This window comes from Kitasatospora sp. NPDC127111 (assembly GCF_042677465.1).
GTDB lineage: Bacteria > Actinomycetota > Actinomycetes > Streptomycetales > Streptomycetaceae > Kitasatospora.
The window spans coordinates 46358-72048 of record NZ_JBHXTG010000012.1; the positions used below are offsets into that span (position 1 = coordinate 46358).

Annotated in this window: 26 protein-coding genes, 1 tRNA gene and 1 pseudogene; 19 read left to right on the plus strand and 9 right to left on the minus strand. The window is 73.9% G+C overall.

Annotation, left to right across the window (positions count from 1 at the left end):
- Positions 1-151: 151 nt before the first annotated feature.
- The 3 genes from ACFVHB_RS10675 to ACFVHB_RS10685 all read left to right on the plus strand — a co-directional run bounded on the left by ACFVHB_RS10675 (position 152) and on the right by ACFVHB_RS10685 (position 3074).
- Complete coding sequence (locus tag ACFVHB_RS10675) at positions 152-592, plus strand: protein-tyrosine phosphatase family protein (protein ID WP_380318345.1); 441 nt, start codon at positions 152-154, stop codon at positions 590-592.
- A 218-nt stretch (positions 593-810) separates the two neighbouring features.
- Positions 811-2034 (plus strand): glycosyltransferase, encoded by a 1224-nt coding sequence (locus ACFVHB_RS10680; RefSeq protein ID WP_380318348.1) that lies wholly within the window; start codon positions 811-813, stop codon positions 2032-2034.
- Between the two features lie 413 nt (positions 2035-2447).
- On the plus strand, positions 2448-3074 hold the full coding sequence (locus tag ACFVHB_RS10685) for a class I SAM-dependent methyltransferase (protein ID WP_380318351.1): 627 nt from the start codon (positions 2448-2450) through the stop codon (positions 3072-3074).
- Positions 3075-3285: 211 nt separating this feature from the next.
- On the opposite strand, the gene ACFVHB_RS10690 is transcribed toward ACFVHB_RS10685, so the two are convergent.
- Positions 3286-4038: a hypothetical protein gene (locus ACFVHB_RS10690; protein ID WP_380318354.1), complete on the minus strand. Its 753-nt coding sequence runs from the start codon at positions 4036-4038 to the stop codon at positions 3286-3288.
- A 404-nt stretch (positions 4039-4442) separates the two neighbouring features.
- Here ACFVHB_RS10690 and ACFVHB_RS10695 point away from each other — a divergent pair, with 404 nt between their 5' ends.
- Positions 4443-4955, plus strand: coding sequence for a DinB family protein (locus ACFVHB_RS10695; protein WP_380318357.1), 513 nt, complete (start codon positions 4443-4445; stop codon positions 4953-4955).
- A gap of 118 nt (positions 4956-5073) precedes the next feature.
- Complete coding sequence (locus tag ACFVHB_RS10700; RefSeq protein ID WP_380318360.1) at positions 5074-5511, plus strand: SRPBCC family protein; 438 nt, start codon at positions 5074-5076, stop codon at positions 5509-5511.
- Positions 5512-5684: 173 nt separating this feature from the next.
- On the opposite strand, the gene ACFVHB_RS10705 is transcribed toward ACFVHB_RS10700, so the two are convergent.
- On the minus strand, positions 5685-6140 hold the full coding sequence (locus ACFVHB_RS10705; RefSeq protein WP_380318363.1) for an ATP-binding protein: 456 nt from the start codon (positions 6138-6140) through the stop codon (positions 5685-5687).
- Positions 6141-6267: 127 nt separating this feature from the next.
- On the opposite strand from ACFVHB_RS10705, the gene ACFVHB_RS10710 reads away from it, so the two are divergent.
- The 5 genes from ACFVHB_RS10710 to ACFVHB_RS10730 all read left to right on the plus strand — a co-directional run bounded on the left by ACFVHB_RS10710 (position 6268) and on the right by ACFVHB_RS10730 (position 9726).
- Entirely contained in the window at positions 6268-7149 is an 882-nt protein-coding gene (locus ACFVHB_RS10710; protein WP_380318366.1) for a Scr1 family TA system antitoxin-like transcriptional regulator, read from the plus strand.
- Positions 7146-7382, plus strand: a complete 237-nt coding sequence (locus ACFVHB_RS10715) for a DUF397 domain-containing protein (RefSeq protein ID WP_380318369.1) — start codon at positions 7146-7148, stop codon at positions 7380-7382. The genes ACFVHB_RS10710 and ACFVHB_RS10715 overlap by 4 nt, the downstream gene beginning before the upstream one ends.
- 275 nt (positions 7383-7657) lie before the next feature.
- Positions 7658-8185 (plus strand): GNAT family N-acetyltransferase, encoded by a 528-nt coding sequence (locus tag ACFVHB_RS10720; RefSeq protein WP_380318372.1) that lies wholly within the window; start codon positions 7658-7660, stop codon positions 8183-8185.
- Between the two features lie 175 nt (positions 8186-8360).
- Positions 8361-8708 carry a hypothetical protein gene (locus ACFVHB_RS10725; protein WP_380318375.1) on the plus strand — a complete coding sequence of 116 codons (348 nt, stop codon included), beginning with the start codon at positions 8361-8363 and terminating at the stop codon, positions 8706-8708.
- A gap of 1 nt (position 8709) precedes the next feature.
- Positions 8710-9726 (plus strand): tyrosinase family protein, encoded by a 1017-nt coding sequence (locus tag ACFVHB_RS10730; protein ID WP_380318378.1) that lies wholly within the window; start codon positions 8710-8712, stop codon positions 9724-9726.
- Positions 9727-9793: 67 nt separating this feature from the next.
- On the opposite strand, the gene ACFVHB_RS10735 is transcribed toward ACFVHB_RS10730, so the two are convergent.
- A tRNA-Glu gene (locus tag ACFVHB_RS10735) sits at positions 9794-9862 on the minus strand.
- Between the two features lie 171 nt (positions 9863-10033).
- Here ACFVHB_RS10735 and ACFVHB_RS10740 point away from each other — a divergent pair.
- A complete protein-coding gene (locus ACFVHB_RS10740; protein WP_380318381.1) occupies positions 10034-11197 on the plus strand; it encodes a hypothetical protein in 1164 nt (387 codons plus the stop codon).
- A 63-nt stretch (positions 11198-11260) separates the two neighbouring features.
- Here ACFVHB_RS10740 and ACFVHB_RS10745 read toward each other — a convergent pair whose 3' ends face one another.
- Together ACFVHB_RS10745 and ACFVHB_RS10750 are read right to left on the minus strand one after the other, a co-directional pair.
- On the minus strand, positions 11261-11845 hold the full coding sequence (locus ACFVHB_RS10745; RefSeq protein WP_380318384.1) for a YbaK/EbsC family protein: 585 nt from the start codon (positions 11843-11845) through the stop codon (positions 11261-11263).
- A gap of 34 nt (positions 11846-11879) precedes the next feature.
- A pseudogene (locus tag ACFVHB_RS10750) lies at positions 11880-12176 on the minus strand (alpha-isopropylmalate synthase regulatory domain-containing protein); the annotation flags it as partial.
- Between the two features lie 116 nt (positions 12177-12292).
- Here ACFVHB_RS10750 and ACFVHB_RS10755 point away from each other — a divergent pair.
- From ACFVHB_RS10755 to ACFVHB_RS10790, 8 genes are all read left to right on the plus strand, one after another.
- The gene (locus tag ACFVHB_RS10755) at positions 12293-12769 is read left to right on the plus strand and encodes a FadR/GntR family transcriptional regulator (RefSeq protein ID WP_380318619.1); all 477 of its coding nucleotides are present in this window, start codon (positions 12293-12295) and stop codon (positions 12767-12769) included.
- 355 nt (positions 12770-13124) lie between these two features.
- Positions 13125-16064 carry a nitrate- and nitrite sensing domain-containing protein gene (locus tag ACFVHB_RS10760; protein ID WP_380318386.1) on the plus strand — a complete coding sequence of 980 codons (2940 nt, stop codon included), beginning with the start codon at positions 13125-13127 and terminating at the stop codon, positions 16062-16064.
- A 65-nt stretch (positions 16065-16129) separates the two neighbouring features.
- A complete protein-coding gene (locus ACFVHB_RS10765; RefSeq protein WP_380318389.1) occupies positions 16130-16561 on the plus strand; it encodes a roadblock/LC7 domain-containing protein in 432 nt (143 codons plus the stop codon).
- A 375-nt stretch (positions 16562-16936) separates the two neighbouring features.
- Complete coding sequence (locus ACFVHB_RS10770) at positions 16937-17593, plus strand: hemerythrin domain-containing protein (RefSeq protein WP_380318392.1); 657 nt, start codon at positions 16937-16939, stop codon at positions 17591-17593.
- A 143-nt stretch (positions 17594-17736) separates the two neighbouring features.
- A complete protein-coding gene (locus tag ACFVHB_RS10775; RefSeq protein ID WP_380318395.1) occupies positions 17737-18975 on the plus strand; it encodes an MFS transporter in 1239 nt (412 codons plus the stop codon).
- Between the two features lie 44 nt (positions 18976-19019).
- On the plus strand, positions 19020-20423 hold the full coding sequence (gene lpdA, locus ACFVHB_RS10780) for a dihydrolipoyl dehydrogenase (protein ID WP_380318398.1): 1404 nt from the start codon (positions 19020-19022) through the stop codon (positions 20421-20423).
- 150 nt (positions 20424-20573) lie between these two features.
- Entirely contained in the window at positions 20574-21482 is a 909-nt protein-coding gene (locus tag ACFVHB_RS10785) for an SDR family NAD(P)-dependent oxidoreductase (protein ID WP_380318401.1), read from the plus strand.
- 106 nt (positions 21483-21588) lie between these two features.
- Positions 21589-22662: an aminotransferase class I/II-fold pyridoxal phosphate-dependent enzyme gene (locus ACFVHB_RS10790; RefSeq protein ID WP_380318404.1), complete on the plus strand. Its 1074-nt coding sequence runs from the start codon at positions 21589-21591 to the stop codon at positions 22660-22662.
- Here ACFVHB_RS10790 and ACFVHB_RS10795 read toward each other — a convergent pair.
- The 4 genes from ACFVHB_RS10795 to ACFVHB_RS10810 all read right to left on the minus strand — a co-directional run bounded on the left by ACFVHB_RS10795 (position 22659) and on the right by ACFVHB_RS10810 (position 25581).
- Entirely contained in the window at positions 22659-23498 is an 840-nt protein-coding gene (locus ACFVHB_RS10795) for a serine hydrolase (protein WP_380318407.1), read from the minus strand. The two genes, ACFVHB_RS10790 and ACFVHB_RS10795, sit on opposite strands and share 4 nt — an antisense overlap.
- Positions 23499-23533: 35 nt before the next feature.
- Positions 23534-24031: a hypothetical protein gene (locus tag ACFVHB_RS10800; RefSeq protein WP_380318410.1), complete on the minus strand. Its 498-nt coding sequence runs from the start codon at positions 24029-24031 to the stop codon at positions 23534-23536.
- Positions 24028-24705, minus strand: a complete 678-nt coding sequence (locus ACFVHB_RS10805) for a hypothetical protein (protein ID WP_380318412.1) — start codon at positions 24703-24705, stop codon at positions 24028-24030. The genes ACFVHB_RS10800 and ACFVHB_RS10805 overlap by 4 nt, the downstream gene beginning before the upstream one ends.
- Positions 24706-24798: 93 nt before the next feature.
- On the minus strand, positions 24799-25581 hold the full coding sequence (locus tag ACFVHB_RS10810) for a leucyl/phenylalanyl-tRNA--protein transferase (RefSeq protein WP_380318415.1): 783 nt from the start codon (positions 25579-25581) through the stop codon (positions 24799-24801).
- Positions 25582-25691: the final 110 nt, after the last annotated feature.

Sequence of the window (25691 nt, forward strand, 5' to 3'; positions counted from 1 at the left end):
TCCGTCGCCGACGCCTCCGTCGCGGACGGTCCCGGCACCCCGGACGGTTCGTCCGGCGCATCCCCCCGAATGCCCATGAGGGCAGTGTGGCAGGCGGCTTGCCGTCGCGGAAGTCGGGCGCGCCACGCGGGTCGCGGCGTAGGCTCGGCCCGTGACCGCCTCCGCTTCGAACCTCTGGGACGCCGCCGCCGCCGGCGTGCTGCGTCTGCCGTCCGGCCGGCTGGTCCGGGGCCGCGGACTGCGCCGCCCCCTGCCGCCTGGTCCGCAACCGACCTTCGGCCTCTACCTGTTGGGCCGCCGGCCGGCGGACCTCCCGTGGGAGAGCAGGTGGCTGCGCTGGCCCGACTTCCGGCTGCCCGCCGACCGCGCCGAGGCGGCCGAGGCGTTCCGCGAGGCCTGGGAGCGTTCGGCCGGCGAACGGGTCGAAGTCGCCTGTGCCGGCGGCCGCGGTCGGACGGGAACGGCGCTCGCCTGCGTGGCGGTGCTCGACGGCGTGCCGGCCGGCGAGGCGGTGGCGTACGTCCGCGAGCACTACGACCGGCACGCGGTCGAAACGCCTTGGCAGCGACGGTTCGTGGCGCGGTTCGGGTGAGCGGGGCCGGCGCTCGCCGCGGTGACCCACCGCGGAAGGACCCCTGAAGGCGGAGGTGCCCAACACCTCGGAACACCCTTGGTAACAAAAGAAACAGACGGGGACTCACTCCCCGCCACCCTCAACTTATAGCGCACCGGGGGCCTTGCGGCAAGACCCCGTACGTGACGCAGAATCGGCAGCCGACGCCGAGAACTGCGGAAATGAGAGTTGTGAACATGCGTGTGTTGTTGATGGCCTACGGGTCGCGCGGGGACGTCGAGCCGATGCTGGCCCTGGCGGCGCAGTTGCGGGCGGTCGGCTCGGAGGTGCGGGTGTGCGCACCGCCGGACTTCGCGGAGTTGCTGGCCGCCGCCGGGATCCCGCTGGCGCCGATCGGCGCGCCGGTGCGTCAGATGGTGGCGGGGGCGGTGACCGGGAAGGCGCCGATGCCGGCGGAGGGCTTGGCCCAGCGCGCGGCCGCGTTGGTCGCCACGACCTACGACGCCGTCCTCGCGGCGGCCGAGGGGTGCGACGCGGTGGTGGCGACCGGTCTGCTCCCGGCGGCGGCGGCCGCGCGGTCGGCGGCCGAGAAGCTGGGCCTCCCGTACGCGTTCGTGGCCTACTTCCCGAGCTACCTGCCGTCGCCGCACCACCCGCCGTTCCCCCGGCCGGGCCGGCCGTTCCCGCCGGGGGTGACCGACAACCGGGTGCTGTGGGAGCTGGACGTCGAGAACATGAACCTGCTGTTCGGCACGGGCCTCAACGCCCACCGGGAGACGGTCGGCCTGCCGCCGGTGGACGACTTCCGCGACTACGTCCTCACCGACCGGCCGTGGCTGGCGGCGGACCCGACGCTGAGCCCGTGGCTGCAGCCGGCGGACCTCGACGTCGAGCAGACCGGCGCGTGGCTGCGGGCGGACGAGCGGCCGCTCCCGGCCGAGCTGGCGGCGTTCCTGGACGCCGGCGAGGCCCCGGTGTACGTGGGCTTCGGCAGCATGCCCATCCGCGACGCGCAGGAGGTCGCCCGGGCGGCCATCGCGGCGGTCCGCGCGCAGGGCCGGCGGGTGCTCGTGTCGGGCGGCTGGGCCGACCTGGCGCTGACCGACGACCAGGACGACTGCTTCGCCGTCGGCGAGGTCAACCACCACGCGCTGTTCCCGCGGGTGGCCGCGGTCGTGCACCACGGCGGCGCGGGCACGACGACGACGGCCGCGCTGGCCGGTGCGCCGCAGGTGCTGGTGCCCCAGATGGCGGACCAGCCGTACTGGGCCGCGCGCGTGGCCGAGCTTGGCATCGGCGCGGCCCACGACGGCCCGACCCCCACCTTCGAGTCCCTGTCGGCCGCGCTCACGACGGCCCTGGCCCCCGGGACCCGCGAGCGCGCGGCCGCCGTCGCCGGCACGATCCGCACCGACGGCGCGGCGGCCGCCGCGAAGCTGCTGCTCGGCCTGGCGGGCTGACGGCGCTCGTCTGGTCCCTCGCCGGGCGGTGGGCTCCCGCCGACCGCCACCGCGTACGGGGAGTCGGCGGGGTCGACTTCCCGTACGCGCTGAACGGCCGCGAACGGCGGGCCTGTCCGAGGTGAGCGTCAGCGGGTGCGGCCATGGCTGACATCCATGAACTCCTGCTCAGCTTGTTCTACGGTCTGATCCGGTCCCGTTCGATGATGCTTTCGGGGCGTCGGAGGTCCAGCCGAGCGTCTGCTTGATCATTCGGAACGTGTGCTCCAGGTCGAATCTTCGCAGGAACGCCTGCCAGCGCAGATCGACGTCGGCGCCCGGTTCTGGAGAGACAGTGGAAGTCGCCGGTCCCGGCCAGCGGCAGCCCGAATAGGTGTCGCTCCGCCAGCGGGTGCCCGATAGCGTGCGCCGTTATGGATGTTGAAGATCCGAAGGCCGTGGTCCGGCGTGGGTACGACCTGCTGTCCGCGCATTATGAGCGCGTGTTCAACAGCGCGACGAAGTACGGATCGTGGATCGAGGATCTGCTCGGTCGCCTCCCGAACACGGCAGCAGTGCTGGATGTGGGGTGCGGGACCGGAGTCCCCGTGGCCCGGTCCCTCGCCGTGGCAGGGCACCGCGTGACGGGCGTCGACATCAGCGATGTACAGATCCAGCGGGCTCGGGAGCTGGTGCCGAACGCCGAGTTCGTCCGAGCGGACGCCACGACCTTGGCGTTCCCGTCGGAGACCTTCGATTCCGTGATCTGCCTCTACGCGCTCATCCACATCCCGGTAGAGGAACAGCCGGCCCTGCTGGAGCGGATGGCATCGTGGCTGCGGCCGGGAGGCTGGCTGCTGATCACCACGGGGCACCAGGCCTGGACCGGGACCGACGAGAACTGGCTCGGTGGCGGGGCCGCGATGTGGTGGAGTCACGCGGACGCTGACACGAACCGGTCCTGGCTGCTGCGAGCCGGCTTGGAGGTGTTGCACGAGGAGTTCGTCCCGGAAGGCGACAGCGGCCATGTCCTGTTCTGGGCACGGCGTCCGCAGAACTGACAGCTGGGGAGAAGCGAGTCGTTGCCGCTGTTGCCATGAGTTCCGTGTCACCGGCACGCTGCTCGGCCGGCTCGCGGCCAAGGCCGGGGACCGTCACCGTGGGCCCGACCGACGTGTGCACCTGGGATGAACCAGGTGCTACGAAACGACGGCGTCGTCATCCGGCCGTCGTGGCCGCCGCAGCCGGCCGTCCACCTCGGCCGCACGGGCGCTACCGGTCCGAAGCGGCGGCGGCTGCTGCTGCGGCGGCGGCGGCCAGGAGGTGGCGGGGTTGGGTGAGGATGGTGGCCCACCAGGTGGAGGTGTCGTCGTCGGGGTCGTCCGGGAGGGGGGTGCGCCAGCTGACGGCGGCGTGGAGGAGGGCGTGGTCGCCGGGGGCGAACGGGGGGAGCGCCCAGGTCAGGCCCTGGTGGTCGGGCCGGTACTCGACGCCCCACGTGGGGTGGGAGCGGCGGTGGACGTCGTCGAGGAGGGCGGCCCAGCGGCGGGGCAGGGAGTCGCCGGCGCCCGCGCGGGCGCAGAGCTCCTCCTCGTCCGAGCCGCTCAGGGTGAGGTCGGTGCCGGCGTTCCAGAGTTCGACGGCGGCCACCGCCTGGCCCACCGCGGCGTCGCTCCGCACGTCGGCCGGTACGTCGCGGAAGGACGCGGACAGCCGCACCCGCTCCAGCGCGGTCCGGGCGCGGACGCTCCAGACGGCGCCCCAGCAGGCGGCCACGGGCAGGGTGAACTCGGTCTCCTCCGCCTCGTACGAGCAGATCAGCAGCTCCAGTTCGGCCGACGCGTGCTCCCAGCGGTGGACCAGCGCGCCGCCGGGCAGGCGGAAGGCCCGCTGGGGCCGGCGCGGCACCGACCACGCGCCGATCCGGGCGGAGAACTCCAGCTCGCCGACGGGCGTGGCGATCGCGGCCCCGCCGGAGGTCGGCGGCCCCGGGGAGCGGGGGACGGAGGGCAGCAGATCAGGCACGTCAGGATCCTACGTGCGCCACCGGACGAAGCCCTGCACAGGAAGTCGGCCAGGCCAACTTCCTGTGCAGGAGGGGCGGGGGCTGGCAGCTGTCCGGCCGATCACGTGACGTCCCGCGACGAAGCGGCCCGCGTCGAAGCAATTCCAACGCCCCCAGGTCGAGCATCGGTGCGACGGGAACGGCCGGCACGCCCTGGGCAGTCGCGGCAACGGGCGGGTGGAGGCCGAGCAGACCGGTGCTCGTTCCGACGAGAGAGCGCCGTGAGTCCCGGTCGGCTGACGGGGGGTGCTCGCAGGTCCGCCGGCTGGGCGTTCCGGTCGTCCGCAGGGCGCTGACCGACGGGTTGGCCGGCGCCCCCAATTTCGGTTGCCGAGCCGTTGCGGGCCGTCCGACACTGACCGCCATGACCTTCACCTCTCCCCTCCGGCGCGTCGATCCGCCCACCGTCAGCCCCGAGATGGCGGCCCTGAACAGCTGGCTCGACCACGAGCGGGCGAACTTGCTGTCCAAGCTGGAGGGCCTCACCGCCGAGCAGACCGGTCGGCGCACGGTTCCGTCCGACACCACGCTGCACGGCCTCGTCCGGCACCTGACGACGATCGAGCAGTGGTGGTTCGTCGAGTGCGTCGCCGGCCTCAAGGAGCCGTACCCGTACTACGACGGCGAGGAGATCGACTGGGACTGGGAACTCGACCGCAGCGAGGGCCTGGACGCCGACGTCGACCGCTTCGTCGCCCTGTGCGAGCGCAGCCGGGCCATCACGGCCGACCTCGACCCGAACGCCACCGTCACCACCCGGCGCGGCCGGGTGTACGACGTCCGCGGCATCATGCTCGGCATGATCCGGGAGTACGCGCGGCACAACGGCCACGCCGACGTCGTGCGCGAGCTGATCGACGGGGTCACCGGCCGGTGACGCACTGATCGGGGTTCCGGTTGTCACATTCCCGGGCCGTGTCCCGTCCACCTGCCGCGCGGGGCCGCCGTCCCGCGCGGCGGGCAGCGGCCGGCGGGCAGGAGAAGGGACAACACCGGTGGAGACCTTGACCGTTCGACGGGTCGTCGCGGCGCCGATCGCGGACGTGTTCGACTGGTGCGCCACGACCACCAACTACACCCGTTCACCGCTCATCCTCCGGGCCCGGCTGGCGCGCCCGGGCGCGGGGGCGCCGTACGGGGTGGGGGCGGTCCGGGCGCACACGTGGGCGATCGGGTGGTTCCGCGAGCGGGTGACCACCTACAACGCGCCGCACGACTTCGAGTACACCGTGGAGCGCAGCTTCCCGCCGTCCCGGCACGAGCTCGGCCGGATGACCTTCCGGGAGGTCACCGGGGGCACCGAGGTGGAGTGGACGACCACCTTCGAGGTCCGTGCGCCCTTCGGCGCCGCGCTCACCCGGGTGGTCGCCAAGCCGCTGATCGCCCACACCTTCGGCAGGATCCTCGACGCCGCGGCGAGCGCGCTCGCGTAGGAAGTCGGCTGGGCCGACTTCCTGTGCGCGGTCAGGGGGTTGGGGTCGAGGTGGCGCTCGGGGTGGGGGCGGGTTCGGTGGGGTGGGTGGGGTAGGCCCAAGTGAGGAGAGCGAGGAGGAGGCTGATCGGGAGCAGGGTGAGGGCGGTGACGCGGGTGACGGTGGCGGGGCGCTCAGACGGCACGGGCAGCGGGGAGGTCGAGTTCGGCCCAGACGGTCTTGGCGTTGGGGTGGCGGGGGTCGGACCCCCAGCGGTCGGCGAGGGCGTCGATGAGGGTGAGACCGCGCCCGGACCGGGAGTTGGGGGCGCAGACGGCCGGGAGGACGGGGTGCCGGTCGCCCCGGCAGTCGGAGACCTCGATGCGGAGCACGTGCGGGTCGACGGTGAGAGCGAGGGCGAGCTCGAAGCGCCGACCGGGGACGCGGCCGTGGGTGGAGGCGTTGGCGGCGAGCTCGGCGATGATCAGCAGGGCGGAGTGGAACGGCTCCTCGGCAAGGGAGTTGATGCGCCAGGCGGTGAGTTGCTGGCGGGCGATGCGGCGCCCGAGCGCGGCCCCCTTGGGGGTGGGCGTGAGAAGGGTCGCGAGACGGCGCGGGGCGACGGTGTCTACGGGAATTTCGGACTTCATGTGATCCAGCGTGGAGGGCCGGGCGTACCCTGACCATGCATCAGGCGGACACGGGGAGTGTTTGTCCGGGTGCATACCGTGTCCTGTTTGGGCTGTTGGGCGTGACCTGGAATCAGGGGTGGTCGCAATGGGTGACGTACGGGGTGGCGGCGCGAGCGGCGAGGCCAGGCCGGAGTTGGCGGAGGACCTCGCGGAGGTGTCGGACTTCTTCCGCGCCCTCGGCAAGCAGCTCAAGCTGCTGCGCGAGCGGGCGGGGATGACGCAGAAGGAGCTGGGCAACCACGTCGGCTACACCGAGGCCATGATCGGCTCGGTGGAACGGGGTAAGCGCACGCCGCAGCCGGAGCTGCTGGACGCGGCGGACAAACTCCTCAATGCCGGTGGGCTGTTGAGCATCGCGAAGGACGATGTGCAGCAGGCGAAGGCGAAGGCCCGGGTGCGGCACCCGGCGTGGTTCCGGGACTTCGCGGGACTGGAGGCCGAGGCTGTCGAATACCACGACTACAGCACGCTCCTCATTCCCGGTCTCCTGCAAACCGAAGCGCACGCCCGGGCTCTGTTCGAGATGCGGCAGCCGCTGCTCTCGGAGGAGGTGATCGAGATCCGGGTTGCGGCACGAATGGCGCGACAGGAGATCCTGGCTCGATGGCCCCGGGCCGTGTTCAGCTGGGTAATCGACGAGAGTGTCCTGCGAAGGCCTCTGGGCGGTTGGGACGTCCACTCGGGGCAGCTTCACCGTCTCCTGGAAGTCGGCCAGACACGCGGCATGGTCGTCCAAGTCTTGCCGTTGGACAGAACCGAGCACGCGGGCATGGGTGGCTCGTTCATTCTGATCACCCCCAAGGGCCGACCCCAGAACGGCTATATCGAAGTTCAGACGAGCAGTAGGCTGATCACAGATCAGGACGAAGTCCGTATCATGAACGCGCGATACGGCACCCTCAGGGCGCAGGCCCTCACTCCACACGAGTCCCTGTCTCTGATCGAGAAGATGCTGGGAGAGCGATGAGCACGAAGCTGGCATGGTTCAAGAGCAGCTACAGCAGCAACGAAGGCGGCGCGTGCGTCGAGATCGCCTGGCGCAAGAGCAGCTACAGCAGCAATGAAGGCGGCCAGTGCATCGAGATCGCCGAGGCGACCGAGGCCGTCCACGTCCGTGACTCCAAGGACAAGGCCGGCCCGCAGCTCACCTTCGAGCCGGCCGCGTGGCAGGCGTTCGTGGAGTTCGCCGCCTCGCTCTGACGCACCACCCCCGCCTCGGCCGTCCACCACCCGGTGGGCGGCCGGCGGTGCATCCGGGCGGAAAACGGGGAGCGCCCTCGCTCCCCGCCCTGCTACGGTCGGCCCGTCCGTGCTTGACCAGGATGCCGAGAGAGACGGGGAAGGTGAGATTGTGGCCGCGGTGATGACCGCTGCGCCTGTGCTGCGCAGCGCCCGGACGCCCGTACTCATCTCCCGGGCCCTGGTCTGACCGTACTTCCGCGTTGCGCCAGGGCCCTTCACCCGAGGGTTTCCCCATGTCTTCTTCGTCCTCCTCCTGGCTCACCCGCACCGAGACCACCTCGGACGTCCCCACCGTCCAGGCCCTCACCCTCGCCGCCTTCGGCCGGGCGCACGAGGCCGACCTCCTCGCGGCTCTCCGTACCGACGCGGGCTGGATCGACGGCCTCTCCTTCGTCGCCACCGTGGCCACCGACGCCACCGACACGCCCGTCGCCCACGTCGTCCTCTCCCGCGCGCACATCGGTGACGTCCCGGCCCTCGCCATGGGCCCGGTGTCCGTGCACCCGGACCACCAGCGCACCGGGGCCGGCTCGGCCACCGTCCGGGCCGCGCTGGCTGCCGCCCGCGCGATGGGCGAGCGCTTCGTGTTCCTGCTCGGGCACCCGACGTACTACCCGCGGTTCGGCTTCGTCCGCGCCTCCGCGCACGGCGTGGTGCTCACCATGGACGCGCCCGACGAGGCGTGGATGGCGCTCAGCCTGAACGAGGGTGACCCGCTGCCGTCCGGCACCGCCCGCTGGGCGGCGGCGTTCGCGGTCTGACGACCGCTCCGGTCACTGTCCGTCCACCTCCGCCCCTCCCACCCGGCCCGGCGGTCGCCCTGCGTGGCCGCCGGGCCGTCCGAGCTGCGGAGCCGCGCGCCCGGCGGGATGGTGGGACGTGGACGGCGTCCGCACTCCGGCGGCGCGCCGGAAGCGCGACCCCCGGGATGCAGACATGGACCCGACCATCACCCCGGCAGACCTGACCACTGCCGCCGAACCGGAGACGCTCGGGCGCTACCTCGCGAGCATCAAACCCGCGCACGACCACATGGGAGGCATGGGCCACCATGCCGGCCACTCGTCGTCCGTCCGAACGGCGGAGTTCGAGGGCCGCCAGATCAAGATCGTCACCACCTACGAGGTCACCGTGGACGGCAAGCCGCTGACGGCCGGGCTCGACGTGGACGACGACGGCATGCTGTCCTGCCACGGCCTGCCCGCCTACCAGTTCACCTCGGCGCTGGACACCGTCCGGGAGCTGATCCGCAAGTTCCCCAGGCACTTCCCGAAGGGCCAGTGAGATGTCCGTCGTCCGGAAGAACATCCTCACCGACGCGACCGCACGGGACGACTACATCCAGGGCGTCCTCGCGCTCAAGCAGGAACAGACCACCTTCACCACCGACCAGCTCGGCGTCCCCGGGACCCCCGCCCCGGTGTTCACCTACGACCTGTTCGTGATCTGGCACTGCTGGACGATGATGACCCCCATTCCGCCGGGCGGGAATCCCCGGAACCGCAACGCCGCCCACCGCGGGCCGATCTTCCTGCCGTGGCACCGGGTGATGCTCGGTCTGCTGGAGTCGAACATCCAGCGCGTGCTGAACAAGCCGTCCTTCGCTCTCCCCTACTGGGACTGGGCGGCCGACGGCGACCTCGGCTCGCCCACCAGTGCCGAGATCTTCACGTCCGCGTACCTCGGCGGGCAGAGCGACCCGCTCACCGGAACGCCGGTCAGCGACGGGCCGTTCGCCTTCGACCCCGCCAATCCGAACACCTTCGCCATCCGCATCGAGAGCGACCCCTCCGGGATGCCCGTCCAGGCCGAACCCGTGCGTGGCCTGGACCGCTTCTTCGCCACGGACTGGCCCACCCTGCCGACCAGTGCGGAGGTCAAGACCACACTCGCCTACACACCGCCGGCCGGCAGCACCGACCCGGCCGACCGGTACGACACGCTGAACTTCAACAGCACCTCGCAGGGCTTCCGCAACCTGCTGGAAGGCTGGATCCCGAGGGAGCTGACCCGGCCGGTCCACATGCACAACCAGGTCCACGTGTGGATCAGCGGCGACATGGCGCCCGGCACCTCCCCCAACGACCCGGTGTTCTTCCTCCACCACTGCAACGTGGACCGGATCTGGGAGGGCTGGATGAACCGCTTCGGCCGGCTCTACGCCCCGGACATGACCGCCCCGGCGGCCACGTACAAGGGCGAGCGGATCGACGACCCGATCATCTCCCCACTCGGGGCACCCGCGACGCCGAGGTCCGTGCTCGACATCTCCTCGGTCTACACCTACGACGTACTCCCCTGAAGCCGTTAACGGCCCGGAAAGCCGACAGGGGCGGAAGTCGAATGCGACTTCCGCCCCTGCGATGTTGAGCGCCGGGCCCGAATCGAACGAACCCCTCCCACTGAAAGTGGGCGTGCTACCGCTGCACCACCGACGCCTGACGGTCCGGGTCTCGATCACTTCCGCGATCTCGTCCCGCCGACATGGAAGAACTTATCAGCGGATGATCGAAAGACGAAATCGGCCCCTGCCTGCGGAATCGCACCCGGAGGGCACATGACCTCCGAGGTAATCGACGCCCCGTCCGCCGTCCGCGAGGGTGATGCCCGTGCCCGGGGCCGACCGCCCGGGCACGGCCACCGACCACGAGGGACGAGGTATCACCATGCTCGCCAACACCGCCCGCCGGACCGGACCGCTCACCGCCGCCGCCGCCGTCGCCGTCGGACTCTCCTTCACCGCCGTGGCGACCGGGGCCGCCGGGGCCGCCGCCGACCCGCGGGACGGCGGCGTGGAGTGCGGCGAGGTCCGGGCGAAGGTCGAGCGGCTGGAGGGCCGGGTCACCCCGAACGCGTGCGCCTTCATGAAGCGTCAGATCGCGTTCGGCGAGATCCCGACCGGCACGCCGCCGGCCCGGGGCGACCTCTCCCACCCGCGGGTCCAGGCCTACCTCGACATCTTCGACGACGAGGCCACCCTCTGGGAGGCCGGCGGCGATCCCCAGCGCGGGCGCACGGCGATCGGCACCTCGATCACCGGCTCGCTCGCCCTCGCCCCCGACCTCCGCTACCGGGGCACCGACGTCGTCACGGAAGGCGCGTCGATGATGTTCGGCCAGTGGAACGAGGTCACGCTCAAGGGGCACAAGGTTGCCTACCCGCAGGTCGCCCGCAACGTGCTCGGCGACGACGGCAGGACCATCCAGGCCCGCCGCTACTACGACCGCTACGAGCTCTTCCGCCACGCGGCCCCCGAACTGCGCAGCCCGTTCGCCGACCTCGCCGACGCCGCGCCCGCCACCGGGGCCGGTGCGGGGGCCGGCGCGGGCCCCAACGGCCGCCGGACACCGGAGCGGTTCCGCGCCGACGAGATCGGCGCCCGGCTGGCCGCCTGGAACTCGCACGACGCCGACGCCCTCGCCGCCCGGCTGGCGGGCAGCGCGCTGACCGCGCCCGGACTGGCCGCGCCGCTGACCACCGCCGAAGCCAAGGCCGCCTACTTCCAGCGCCTCCTCCAGTACGCCGACGTCACGTTCAAGCCCGGCCAGGCGGCGTTCGGCAGGTCCACCGCGTACCTGGAGTGGTACGGCACGGCCACCGTCCTCAAGAGCGCCGAGCCCGGCAGCGGTGAGCCGAAGGGCACCAGCATCTCGTTCGGGATCGTCGAGCGCGTCGGCCCGAACGGCACCTGGGAGCTGTACTTCGACTCGCTCCCGATGATCGCGGACAAGGCCGCGATCGGCGGGCTCTTCCAGCGCCTCGCCCAGCCCTGAGCCGCCGTCCCGCTCTCCCGGTCGCGAACACGACCGGGAGAGCGGACGGCCGCCCGAGGGGCGTCAGTCCTGCGCCACCGCCGACGGCGTGCCGCCGGTCAGCTTCAGCAGTTCCTCGTACGTCATCGGCACCACGGTGTGCGGGTGCCCGGCGGCGGCCCACAGCACCTCGTAGCCCGCCAGCGCCTCGTCCACCACCGTGCGCAGCGGCGCCGGGTGGCCGGTCGGGGCGACGCCGCCGATGGCCTGGCCGGTGGCCTCGCGGACCTGGGCGGCGCTCGCGCGGGTGATCGGGCCGGTGCCCAGCTCCCGGGCCAGGTGTGCGGTGTCGACGCGGTGGGCGCCACTGGTCATGACCAGCAGCGGCGCGCCGTCGCAGCTGAAGACGAGGCTGTTGGCGATGGCGCCGACCTCGCAGCCGAGGGCGGCGGCGGCCGCGGCCGCGGTGCGGGCGGAGTCGGGCAGGACGCGGATCTTGCCGGGGAGGCCGGCCGCGGCGAGGGCCTCGGCCACGGCCCGGCTCCGGGCGGGCAGGTCGTGGAGCTCGGGGAGCTCGGCGAGTTCGGCGAGTTCGGGGAGTTCGCGGAGTCCGGGAGCTTCCGGCAGGTCGGGACGTTCGGGCACGCCGGGAGAGGTGGAGGACGTCATCGCGCCATCGTCCCCTGCTCGCGCGCCCGACGGCGCTGAGCACCGCGCGCACACCGGAGGTGAGGACGGAGGAGTCCCGCCCGACGCCCCGAACCACCTCTCCCCCGCCACCGTGACCGGACCCGACCCGCGCCTCGACGTAGGCGACCGCGTCCGCGCCGGGGCCGGGGCCGACGCCGTGTTCGGTGAACCGCAGGATGTCCACGGCCGTCCCCGCCGCGCGCAGCGCCGCCGTGACGGCGCCCAGCGGGCCGTTGCCCTCGCCGCGGTGGTCGCCGACCCGCGCCCAGTGGCGGCCGTCCTCCTCGCCGGTGCGCCACGGCACCCGCACCGCCGCGTCCGGGTACGTCGCCCGGAACAGCGCGTACAGCTCGTCGGCCGTGACCTCGTGCCCGCTGTCGTCGGCTGCGCCGGGCGGAGCTGGTGCACGTGTACGAGGTCCGGGCGATGGTCGAGGTGCAGGCGGCCCGGCTGGCGGCCGTCCGGCGCGACGAGGCCGACATCGCCGCGCTGGACCGAGCGCTCACCACCCGTCGCGAGGCCGGGTCGGCGGACGACGCGCAGTTCGTGGACGCCGACATCGCGCTGCACACGGCCGTGGTGGCGGCCGCGCACAATCCGGTGCCGTCCGACCTGTTCCCGCGGAGTTCGCCCCCCTCCTCCGGGAGCGTCTGGTGGGGCTGTTGGGGCTGTTGGGGCCGCGCAAGGGCGATCCGGCACCCGGCTACGCGGCGCACGCCGAGCTGGTGGAGGCCGTGCAGCGGGGGGCGGGGAGGGCGCGGGGCGGGCGCTGGAGGCCGAGTCGGCGGCGACCAGGGCACGGCTGCTCACGGACTGACCGACACACCGGGCCCGCAAGGCCGGGGCATCCCGCCGGAGCCGGGGGCATCCCGCCGGAGGGGTCGCTTCGGAGGCCGAGCATGAACGCCGGACTGACGTTGTGTTAAGGCTGTGTGTGCCCACCGCCCAGATGGCGAAGGGGTTTTCACTCCTATTACACGGTATGACTAGTATCACCTCGTCATCAGCCCGTGCCCGGACGGATCGGCCCCCCAGGCCGACCGCCAGTCCCTAGGAGTGAGCTCTGCGCGCGCGTGCGAATCGGCGGCGGCCGCCGCCGAAGACCCCCCGCCACGTCCGCCGGCGTCCGCGCCCGTCCCCGCGGACGGCGCTGCTCGTCCTGGCCGTCGTCCCCGGCCTGGCCCTCGCCGCCCTCTGGGCGGTCACCAGCGGCCGGAGCCTCCTCGACCTCAACCGCCAGGCGGACCAGGGCCTGCTGGTGCGGAAGGCCGGCCGGCCCTCCAGCACCGTCTACCACCACCTCCAGGAGGAGCGCCGGCTCAGCGCCGAGGCGCTCGCCCGGCCCGGCAGCGTCACCGACGCGCTGCGCCGCCAACGGCAGCTGACCGACGACGCCGTGCGCGCGTTCCAGGCCCTCTCCGGCGAGACCGCCGACAGCGCCCCGGGTGAGGTGCGCGGCGCCGTCGCCGAGGTGCGGCAGGCACTGGGCCGACTGGCCGAGCAGCGGTCGGCGATCGACCGCGCCGCCGTCGACCAGCCGACCGCCTTCGCGTACTACACCGATCTGATCGCCGTGGACCTGCGGCTGCTCACCGCACTCGGCCACGTCGACGACGGCGAGGTCACCTGGACCTCCAGGACGCTGGTGAACGCCTTCTGGGCCAAGGAGATGCTCGCCCGCGAGGACGCCGTCCTGGCGCGCGGCTGGCCGTCCGGGAAGCTCGGCACCGCCGACTACCAGCAGGTGCAGCAGGCCATCGGCGCGCAGAACCAGCTGTTCACCGTGCAGGTCGTGCCGTACCTCCCGGCCGCCGAGGCCGGTGCCTGGCGGGAGCTGATGACCGGTCCCGCGTGGCAGGCGAAGTCCGCCGTCGAACAGGCGCTGCTCCGGCCGAACAGCGCGGACGCGGGCGGCACGGTCAAGCTGCCGCCCGCGCAGGACCAGTGGCGGCAGGCCCTCGACCAGCTCAACCCGCAACTGGTGAAGGCGATCGAGACCCGGACCGACGGGGTCGTCCGGGTCGGCGAGGACGCGTTCCGGTCGCCGCTCGCCCGGGTCGTGCCGACCACCCTGATCGGCCTGATCGCGGTCGTCGCCGTCACCGTGACCAGCTGGCGGCTGACCCGCTCGCTGCGCCGCCGGATCAAGGACCTGTACACCCGGGCGGAGGACCTGGAGCGCACGCTGCCCGAGGTGGTCGAACGGCTCGCCCGGGGCGAGCAGGCGGACGTCGAGGCCGGGACCCGGGCCGTCGCTCCCGGCACGGGCGCCGGCATCACCGCCGGCATGTCGGCCGGCATGTCGGCCGGGAGGCCCACCGGGCGGCGTGGCAGCGGGACGGACGAGCTGGCCCGCCTCGGCGAGGCGCTCGACCTGGCCCGCGCGGCCGCGCTCGCGAGCGCCGTGCGGCAGGCCGAGCAGCACCGCGGCTTCGAGCGGCTGCTCCAGCGCATCGCCCGCCGCAGCCAGCTGCTGACCGGCCAACAGCTGCGCAAGCTGGACGAGTTGGAGCGCAAGCTGGACGACCCGGAGGTACTGGAGGGCCTGTCCGACCTCGACCGCCTCACCGCCCGCCTGCGCCGCCACGAGGAGAACCTCGTCATCCTGGCCGGCGGCAATCCACACCGGCGCCGGCGCAAGCCCGTCCCCCTGCTGGACGTGCTGCGGTCCGCCCAGGGCGAGGTGCGGGACCACCGGCGCATCCTGCTGGACGTCGAGGGCCACCCGTGGCTCTCCGAACGGGCGGTCGGCCCGCTCGCGCACGTGCTCGCCGAGCTGATGGAGAACGCGGTGGCCTTCTCCCGGCCGCCGACGCCGGTCGAGGTGCGGGCGGCGATGGTCGGCCGCGGCCTGGCGGTCGAGATCGAGGACCGCGGGCTCGGCATGGACCCGCCGCAGTACGACGCGGCCAACCGGCTGATGAGCCGGCCACCCCGGACGGACGTGCTGGCCCAGGCGGACGACGTCCGGCTGGGCTTCCCCGTGGTCGCCCGGCTGGCCGCCGACACCGGTCTGACGATCGAGTTCCGGCCGTCGGCCTTCGGCGGCACCCGGGTGGTCGTGCTCGTCCCCGCCGAGCTGGTCATCGACGGCGACGCGGGGCTGCCGGACGCCACACCGGTGGAGCCCTCCGCGCTCGTCCGGCGGGCGCGGAGGGCGGCGCTCGCGGCGGAGACGGGGGACGCCCCGGGGTCCGCGCCGGAGGCCGCTTCGGGGTCCGCGTCGGAGCCGGAGCCCGCGGGTGCGCGGGCGGCCGCCGTCCAGCCGCCGGAGACCGTGCTGGTCCCGATCGCTGGCGGGCAGGAGCCGGCCGAGGCGTTCGCCCACGTCGAGTACCTCCGGCCGTCGGCGCAGCAGTCCGAGCAGCGGTGCGAGCAGCGGTCCGAGCAGCGGTCCGAGCAACGGTGCGAGCAGCCGTCGGACCTGCCGGTGGAGCAGCCCGCCGCAGCCGGTCAGCCGGTCGGGCACGGCACCGCGCGACCCGGCGACGGGAACGGCGACCGGCCCGCCTGGGACACCCCGGTGGACGGCACCGCGGTGGACGACCCGGCCGCGCACGACCCGGTGGCGGACCCCACCCGCACGACGGCCCCGGCCCCGGCCCCGGCGTCCGCCGGTGCCGGGTACGACGCCCCCGCCTACCCGGACATCGCCTACGCCAAGGTGACGCCCGCCGAGGCCCCGTACGCGGACGAGCAGTACCGGCCGGCCGACCACTACCGGCTCGCCGAGCGGCGGGAGCGGCGCGAGTACGCCTCGGCCACGCCGTTGACCGGGCCGAGCGGCGCGCAGCCGCCGCTGCCGCAGCGGGTCCGTCAGGCCGGCCTGGCCGCCGAGTTGCGCGTCCCGCGCCGGGCCCGGGCCGACCGGACGCCCGGTACGGCGGGCCTCGGCGGCACCGGCGGTGCCGGCGATGCCGGCGGCTCCAGCAGCACTGGCGGCTCCAGCGCCTTCGGCGGGGCCGGCGGGGCGAGCCCGGCGCAACAGCCGGCCGGGGCGGCGAGCCCGGTCCAGCGGCCGGCCCGGCGTTCGGGCGCGGCGATCGGCGCGTTCCAGCGGCAGTCCCGCGCGGCCCGCGGCCGGGGCGGCGGCGGCCAGGACTCCGGCGAGCAGCGCCTCCTCCCCCGCCACCCCTCCGAACCCGGCGAACCGGCCCCGGACCACCGACCCTCCTTCGAACCCGACCACGGCACCTGACCGGCCGCCCCCACCGAATCGACCGCCGCCGCGGAACCCCCAACGACCAGGACGGATGACCCTCCATGAACCGTACGATCGCGAACCACCAGGACCTCGACCGGCTGCTGGACGGACTCGTCGGCTCGGTGGCCGGGGCCAGGAACGCCGTCCTGGTCTCCGACGACGGCCTGGTCGCCAGCCACTCCCGCTCGATCGAGCGGGCCGACGCCGAGCGCCTGGCCGCCGTGGCCACCGGCCAGCAGAGCCTGGCCCGCGGCGTCGGCCAGCTCTTCGACGGCGGCCAGGTGCACCAGGTCATCGTCGAGCTGTCCGAACTCTGGCTGTTCATCATCGCCGCCACCCAGGGCACCCACCTGGCCGTGGTCGCCTCCCAGGAGGTCGACGCCGAGGTGATGTCGGTGGCCATGCACACCCTGGTGCAGCAGGTCGGAGAGAAGCTGAGCACCCCGCCGCGCAGCGACTTCGACGCCTTCGCGGCCAGGAAGCGGGGGTGACGCCCCGGAGCGCCCGGCACGCCCGGTGACCCCGGCACACCCGGCGCGCCCGGTGACCGCCAGCCCCGGTGACGGGGGCGGCGCGGCCTCGGGGGCGGCGCCCCGTCCTGCGATAACCGCTCGGTTATCGATCGACTCACGAAGTCCACGTTGATCACGTCACGGCACCGGTGGAGAGTTGAGGTGTCCGGGAAACGCCCCTGCCGAGGGGCCCGGTCCCGGGCGGAAGTCCCGTGCCCCGCGGCCGCATTCGCGATGCGCCGCTCCCTCGGGCACGGCTTCCTCACCCCCTTTCCCCCTTGCTGACCTGACGGGATCCGTGATGCCGGAGTACGGCGTGCTCGGCCGGACTCCGTCGTGAGGAGACCAACCGCCGTGAGCGACAGGCTCGACATGGCCGTCGTGGACGCCATGCACGGCGCGCTGCGCCGGGAACTGCGGCACATCGCCGACGTCACCGCCCGCAGCGACCCGGACCCCCGGCAGGTGCTGCGCACCTCCACCGGTTGGGAGCTGTTCAAGCGGGCCCTGCGCGCCCACCACTCCGCCGAGGACGACGCGTTGTGGCCGGCCCTGCGACGGGCCCTGCGGGGCCGGCCGTACGACCTGACGCGGCTGGAGGCGATCGAGGCCGAGCACGCCACGCTCGCCGCCCTCGTCACGGCGATCGACGACGCCCTGACCTGCTCCGCGCCCGTCCCCGCGACCGGACCCGACCTGTTCGGCGTGCTCACCGGCTCGCTGGTCACCGGCCTCGCCGGACACCTCGGCCACGAGGAGGACGCGGTGTTCCCGCTGGTCCAGGTCGTCCTGAGCGAGGAGCAGTGGGCGCACTTCGGGCGGACCCACGCCGAGCGGATCGGCCCGCACGCCGAACTGCTCGTGCCGTGGCTCCTGGACGGCGCCGACGAACGGGCGGCCACGGCCGTCCTGGCCCGGCTGCCGGAGCCCGCCCGCCGCGCGTACGGGGAGCGGTGGCGGCCCGCGTACGCGGCGCTCGACCGCTGGAGCGCCCCGCTGGCCCGGGCCTGAGCCGCCCGTCCCCGGTACGTCCGCCCGTCCCCGATACGTCCGCCGTCCGCGTTCGCGCGTTCGCGCGTTCCCGTCTTCCCGCGTTCCGCTGCCGTGCGGCCATGTCCGTGTGCCCGCGGCCACCCGCCGTCAAGGAGTTGCCGATGACCACCGTCGAACCCGTCCGGACCGCCGATCCGGGCCCCTCGTCCCCGACCGCCGCAGAGTCGTCCGCCGGCGACCCGGCCGCCGGCGTACCGCTGCGCGGCTGGCTCGCCCTGGTGTCCGTCGCCGTCGGCACGTTCGCCATGGTGACCGCCGAGCAGTTGCCGCTGGGACTGCTCACCCCCATCGGCGGCGCCTTCGACGTCTCCGAAGGGGCCGCCGGCCTGATGGTGACCGTGCCCGGGCTGGTGGCGTCCGCCGCCGCGCCGCTGCTGCCCGTCCTGATCCGGCGCACCGACCGCCGGACCGTCCTGGTCGGGCTGCTCGGCCTGATGGCGGCGGCCAACCTGCTGTCCGTGCTGGCCCCCTCGTTCACCGTCCTGCTCGCCTCGCGCCTCCTCGTCGGCATCAGCATCGGCGGGTTCTGGGCGCTCGCCGCCGGGATCGCCGTGCGCATGGTGCCCGCGGCGTACGTCGGCCGGGCCACCGCCATCACCTTCGGCGGCGCCACGGCCGCCAACGTGCTGGGCGTGCCGGCCGGGACCCTGATCGGGGAGTTCAGCAGTTGGCGGGCCGCGTTCGCCACCGTCGGCGGCCTGGGCCTGCTCGTCGTGGCCGCCCTGCTCGTCCTGCTGCCGTCCCTGCCCGCCACCGAGCCGGTGCGGCTGGGCACGCTCGCCGCGCAGTTCCGCAACCGTGCCGTCCGCGCCGGAGTGCTGACCACGTTCCTGCTGGTGGGCGGCCACTTCGCGGCGTTCACCTTCGTCAGCCCCGTCCTGCAGGACGTCTCCGGCATCGGCCAGGGCATGGTCGGCCCGCTCCTCCTGGTCTTCGGCGCCGCCGGCATCCTCGGCAACTTCCTGGCCGGCGGGGTGGTGGGGCGCGACGTCCGCAGGGTCGTCATGGCGATCGGTCTGCTGCTCGCCGCCGTCCTGGGGCTCTTCCCGCTCGTCGGGACGAACCCCGTCGGCGGGATCGCGCTGCTGATCGGCTGGGGCCTGGCCTTCGGCGGGGTCCCGGTGAGCGTGCAGACCTGGATCCTGCGGTCCGCGCCGCGCGAGGCCGAGGCCGCCACCGCCCTGAACACCTCGGTGTTCAACCTGGCGATCGCCCTCGGCGCCCTGTTCGGCGGCCTGGTCGTCAACGCCGCGTCCCTCACCGCCGCGCTCTGGACCGCCGCCGCGATCGGCCTGCTGACCGCCCTGACGGTCTGGCGCGTCGGCCGCACCGCTCCCTGAGCACCACCGGTTCCGAGACCTCCTTCCAACGCCAAGGGGCAACCATGTGCAATCGCTTCGACGTCGTCGTGCTCGGAGCGGGACCGGGCGGCTACGTCGCCGCCATCCGCGCCGCCCAACTGGGCAAGCGGGTCGCCGTCGTGGAGGAGAAGTACTGGGGCGGGGTCTGCCTCAACGTCGGCTGCATCCCCACCAAGGCGCTCCTGCGCAACGCCGAGGTGGCGCACCTCCTCACGCACGAGGCGAAGGCGTTCGGCATCACGGTGGACGGCCCGGTGTCGCTCGACTACGGCGAGGCGTTCCGGCGCAGCCGCCGGGTCGCCGACGGCCGGGTCAGGGGCGTCCACCACCTGATGAAGAAGAACGGCATCAGCGAGGTCCACGGCCGGGGCACGTTCCTGGACGCGCACACCCTCCAGGTCACCGAGGCGGACGGCACCATCCGCACCATGTCGTTCGGGCACTGCGTCATCGCGACCGGCGCCTCGCCGCGGCTGCTGCCCGGCACCCGGCGCAGCGAGCGCGTGGTGACGTACGAGGAGCAGATCCTCGCCGACGAGCTGCCGGAGTCGGTGGTGATCGCCGGCGCGGGCGCCATCGGCATCGAGTTCGCGTACGTCCTGCACACCTACGGGGTGAAGGTCACCATCGTCGAGTTGCTGGACCGGATCGCCCCGTCGGAGGACGCGGAGGTCTCCGCCGAGCTGGCGAAGCGGTACCGCGGATCGGGGATCGAGATCCTCACCTCGACCAGGGTCGAGTCGATCGACGAGTCCGGCCCGCGGGTGCGCGTGACGGTCACGGGCCAGGACGGCGCGCCGCGGGTCCTGGAGGCCGACCGGGTGCTGCAGGCGATCGGCTTCGCGCCGAACGTCACCGGCTACGGCCTGGAGGCCACCGGGGTGCGGGTCACCGAGCGCGGTGCCATCGACGTCGACGGCCGCTGCCGCACCTCGGTGCCGCACATCTACGCCATCGGCGACGTGACGGCCAAGCTCATGCTCGCCCACACCGCGGAGGCCATGGGCGTCGTCGCCGCCGAGACGATCGCCGGCGCCGAGACGATGGAACTCGACTACCCGATGATCCCGCGCGCGACCTACAGCCGGCCGCAGATCGCCAGCTTCGGCTGGACCGAGGCGCAGGCGCGGGATCGCGGCTTCGACGTCAGGGTCGCCCGGTTCCCGTTCACCGCCAACGGGAAGGCGCACGGCCTGGGCGACCCGGTCGGCTTCGTGAAGCTGATCAGCGACGCCACGCACGGCGAGATCCTCGGCGCCCACCTGATCGGTCCGGACGTCACCGAACTCCTGCCGCAGCTGACGCTGGCCCAGCAGTGGGACCTGACCGTGCACGAGGTCGCGCGCAACGTGCACGCGCACCCGACGCTGGGCGAGGCGGTCAAGGAGGCCGTGCACGGCCTGGCCGGCCACATGATCGATTTCTGACTCCTTCCCTGACGACCGGGCCGACGACCGGGCCGACGGCCGACCCGACGACCCGACGACCCGACGACCCGCCGACCCGCCGACCCGCCGACCGGGCCGACGTCCGGGCAGCCAACCGACACACCAACCGACACGACAGGAACGCATCACATGAGCACCACCGCCGCACACACCGACCGCGTCTGGTTCATCACCGGCGCCAGCCGGGGCCTCGGGCGCGCCTTCGCCGACGCGGCCCTGGCCGCGGGCGACCGGGTCGCGGTCCTGGCCCGCACGGCCGGACCGCTGGAGGAGCTGGCGGCCGCCCACCCCGGACGGGTCCTGCCGCTGACCGTGGACGTGACCGACCGGGACGCCGTGTTCGCGGCCGTCACCGAGGCCGCCGACCACTTCGGCCGCCTCGACATCGTCGTCAACAACGCGGGCGCCCTGGCGATGGGCATGGTCGAGGAGTTCACCGAGGCCGAGGCCCGCGCCCACCTGGACCTCAACTTCTTCGGCGCCCTCTGGGTCAGCCAGGCCGTCATGCCCGTCCTGCGCGCCCAGCGCGCCGGCCACCTCGTCCAGGTCTCCAGCATCGCCGCCCTCGGCGGCTTCCCCAGCACCGGCCTCTACAGCGCCGGCAAGTTCGCCCTGGAAGGCCTCAGCGAAGCCCTCGCCACGGAGGCCGCGGCCTTCGACGTCAAGGTCAGCATCATCCAGCCCGGCGGCTACTGGACCGACCTCTACACCGCCATGCACAGCACGACCCCCCTGGACGCCTACACCCCGCTGCGCGAGGAACTCGCCAAGCAATGGGCCGAAGGCGCCATCGACAGCGACCCGGCCCTCGCCGCCACCGCACTGCTCAAACTCGTCGACACCGACGAGCCCCCGCTGCGCCTGCTCCTCGGCAGCATGGTCTACGACCTCGCCTTCGACCTCGCGCGCAAGCGGATGGACACCTGGGCCGGGTGGGAGGACGTCAGCCGCGCCGCCGAGCGGGCGATACCCGCCCCCGCCGTCTCGGCCGCGGCCACGGCCACGGACACGGCCGCGGCCACGGAATCGACGGGCTGACGCACCGGCGCCCCGGGCGGCCCCGGGCGGGCTTGTGCCCGCGCGGGGCCGCCGACAGACTTGACGACCGTCCGACAAAAAGCTTGATCGCCTTGAGGGGTACGGGATGTCGTCGCTGTTCCGCATGCTCGACCTGCACGAGGCCGTGGAAAAGGCCCGGCAGCGGCCGGACGGACGCCTCTTCGTCTCCGACTACAACGGCGCCCACCCCTACGTCGCCGACTACCTCGGCGACCTCGCCCACACCCCGCCCTACCGCCTCGGCGACGTCAGCCGGTACTCCGCGATCGACGAGGACCACGCCCTGCGCACCAAACTCGCCCGGCTGCACGAGAGTTACGACGGCGAGGAGCGCTCCCCCGGGCAGATCGTCCCGGCCGGCGGCTCCTCCAGCCTGATCGGCACCTTCTGCACCTGGCTGCGGCTCACCGGCCATACCCGCGTCCACTACCTCCCACCGGTGTACTACAAATTCGCCTACTTCTTCCGGGAGTTCGGCATCGAACCCGTCGCCGCCGCCGAAACCCACGCCCACCAGGGCGAGTTCACCTGGAACCTGCCCGACGAGCGGACCGTCCTGCTGCTCACCGACCCGGTCTGGTACACCGGCCGGCGCGTCCCCGCCCTGGTGCTCAAGCAGCTCGCCGCATGGCAACTCGCCACCGGCTCCCTGGTGTTCGTGGACGGCACCTTCCAGTACCTGCGCTGGGACGGCAGCCGTCGCGAGGACTCCGCCACCCTGCCCGCCGACCTCACCCTGCGGATGGTCTGCCCCACCAAGTACCTGTCCATCCACGGCTACCGCTGCGCCCACCTGCTGGTGCCCGAACGGCTCCGCGAGCCGCTCGCCGAACTGCACCTCAACCTGCACGGCGACGTCACCCTCGCCGACCGGCTGTTCGCCCACCGGGCCGCCGACCTGATGCGGGTCGAGGGCAACCACCGGCTGATCGACCACATCCGGGCCAACCACCAACGCCTGTCCGCCGGCGGCGCGTTGACCGCACAGGCGGCGATCGAGACCGGCTACTTCCTGTTCGCCCGGCCGACCGCTCCCGCCGACCGCCTGCTCGCCCTCGACGGCCGCTACTTCGAACTCCCCGACCACCCCGGGTTCGTCCGGATCAACCTGCTCAACGAGGCCGCGCTCCACGGGCTGGAGTCACTCGCGGCGGCCTAGCGGGGCGCGTGTTCGGGTTCTGCGCCGCAGCCGGCGGCGTGTCCGGGCTCTGCGCCGCAGCCGGCGGCGATGGCGCGGCCGGCGGCGATGTCATGGCGGCGGCGCCAGACCTCCGCCGAGATCCGCGCCACCAGGCGGGCCGCCGGGTCGTCCTCGTGCGCGTCCTCGCCGGAGGCCAGCGGCCCGGTGTAGCAGACCGCGAGCAGGTACGGCGGGCAGTCCTCCGGGCTGACCAGCCCGACGCTGTGCCGGACGCCCGGGAACCACCCGTTCTTGAAGGCGACCCGGGTGCCCGGCGGCAGCCCGGCCGCGAGGTCCACCCGGAACGCGTTGCGCTCCAGCAGTGCCAGCAACTCCGGCTCCTCGGCCAGGGATTGCAGCAGCCGGACCAGGTCGAGTGCGCTCACCCGGTTGTGCACGCCGATGTCGCGCGCCCGGTAGTCCTCGATCCCGCGCGGACTGGCGCTGCGGGTCGCCCCCGCCCGCCGCCAGACCTCGGCCACCGCCTCGTGCCCGACCCGGGCGAGGCAGAGGTTGGTCGCGAGGTTGGAGGAGTGCGTGATCATCCGCTCGGCGAGCGTGCGCAGCGGCGCCGTGCCGCCGAGCAGCGCCCAGGGCCGCGGATCACTGTCCCAGTCCGGGTCGTTGCCGAACTCCCCGCCGGCCACGGAGACGAACCGGTTGACGACGGGGATCTCCGCGTCCAGGTCCGCCCCGCTGCGGTGCAGCGCCGCCAGCACCGCCACCTTCATGGTGCTCGCCGCATCGTGCAGTTCGTCACCGCGCCGCACCAGCACCGGATCGCCGCCCCACGGGGCCACCACCACAGACAGCATGCGCCCAGGGTAGGGCCGGCCGGCCAGGACGGCCCCTACGACGCGACCGGTTCGCGGTCCGGCGCGGGGGCACTGCCCGGCGTGACCGCGCCGCGACGGACGGCCCGCGCCAGCACCGGGTCGGTGCGGCGCAGCACGAACACCACCGGGAGCGCGATCAGGCTCGGCCCGGCGAGCAGTCCGGCGAGCCACTGGCGGCCGTCCAGCCCGACGATCACCGAGCCCGCCAGCATCCCCGCCGCCAGCACGAAGCCGGCCACCGGACCGACCAGGTAGAGCTGGTGGGCGCGGGGCTCCTTCTCCTGGAGCGCCACCTGCCGGGTCGTCTCCAGCGCGGCCGCCGCCTCGGCCTGGGCCTTCTGCAGTTCGGCCTGGTGGCGGTCCCTGGCCATCAGGTGTTCGTGTTCGCGCTGGAGCTCCGACTCCAGGTGCTCGAGTGCGATCCGCAGGTGCTCGGGCGGCAGTTCGGCCCACTGGGTGGCGATCTCCAGCGCCGTCGGACGCCGGGTGTGCTTCTCCTCGGGGCTGGTCACGTGGTGTCACCTTCCGGCGCGGGCTGGGGAACGACGTCTCGGCGCGGCGGGCCGGGCGGGGGCCCCAGGGCGAGGAAGAGGCGTTCCAGCCCGCGTGCCAGCGTCTCGGCGGCCTCCGGCACGTGCGGGTCTTCGGCGAGCTCGTCGAGCCCGCGGACGGGCTTGCGCCGGCGGGGCCCGGGGACGGCGCGGGACGGCCGTTGGACCTCCGGTCCGGGCCGGACCGGCGGCCGGGCTGTCCGCACGCTCCTCACGGATACGGACAGCCCGCCCCAGGAGGTCCGCCCCGCGGCCGTCGCGGGCCCGGGGCCCACGGCACCGCCCACGATCGTCCCGCCGGCGGCGACGGCTCCCGCCCCCCGGGCCGCCGAGGCCCTGCGCTCCGCCGCGGCGTGGCGCAGCAGCCCGAAGGCGACGAGGAGCATCGGTCCGGCCAGGGCGACTCCGACGGCGAGCCCCCAGGCCGGGCCGCCGAGGAGGGAGGTCCCGACCGAAAGGACGAGCTCCACCACGGCGAGCCCGGTCAGCGCGCGCGAGAGGGTGCGGGCCACGCGGCCCGCGCCGGAGGGGCCGGCGCCGACGGAGAGCGAGCCGATCTGGGTCACCGGGCTGTGGACGCCGGCACTGGCCACCTGGTGGGTCTCGCCCCGCTGCTCGCGCTCCCGCTTCCTCACGCCCCCGCCCGCCCCTCGCTTCGGCGTCCCCCGACGGCACCTACAGTGCCCGGAACCGGGGCCGCGCGGAAGACCCCCGCGCCGCAGCACCGTTCAGTCACGCCCGAGTCGCGCCACCGGCAGTGCGCTCCCCACCAGCGGCCGGACCTCCGCCGGGGCGGCGAGTTCCGCCAGGTAGCGGTCGCGCGGCACGAGGGTGGCGCCGAGGGTGCGGATGTGCGGGGTGTCCCACTGGGCGTCGAGGAGGCGGCCACCGGCGGCGGCGAAGCGGGCGGCGAGGTCCGCGACGGCGACGCGGGCCGCGTCGGGGCGGCGGTGGAACATCGAGTCGAGGCTCAGCACCGCCCCCGCACCGACCCCGAAGACGCCCCCGATCAGCTCCTCGCCCTCCCAGACCTCGGCGCTGTGGGCGGCGCCGCGTTCGTTCAGGCTGCGCAGCGCGGCGCGCAACTCCTCGGTGAGCCAGGGCGGTCGGCGGCCGTCCGCGCAGGCTTCGAGGACCTGGTCGAAGGCCAGGTCGGCGCTGGTCCACCACGGCAGGGTGTTGCGCAGCCGCCGGGCGAGCCGGCTGCCGAGGCGGACGCCGTCCGGGGCGATCACCGGGCGCGGGTCGGGGGACCACCAGGCGAGCGCGTAGGGGTCGCCCTCGGGCGCCCCCGGCAGCAGCGCCACCTCGCCGGCGGCCACCGCCTGCTCGAACCGGGCCTCGTTGAAGGCGCTCGCGTAGTCGTCGGCGGCGGGCATCGGGAACAGCCCGCGCCGGTACGCGGCCAGCAGCACGTCCGCCCCGAGCCCGCCCCCGAACGCGGCCGGGCCGTCCCCCGGCGCCCGCGCCACGTCGACCCCCTCGAACATCCGCCCGGCACCCTCGCTCATCGCCGCACCACCTCCAACGCCGTACGGGCTCCGGAAGCCCCGCTCATCGCCGCACCGCCTCCGGCGCCCCGCGAGCCCGGCACCCCGCTCATCGCCGCACCACCCCCGGT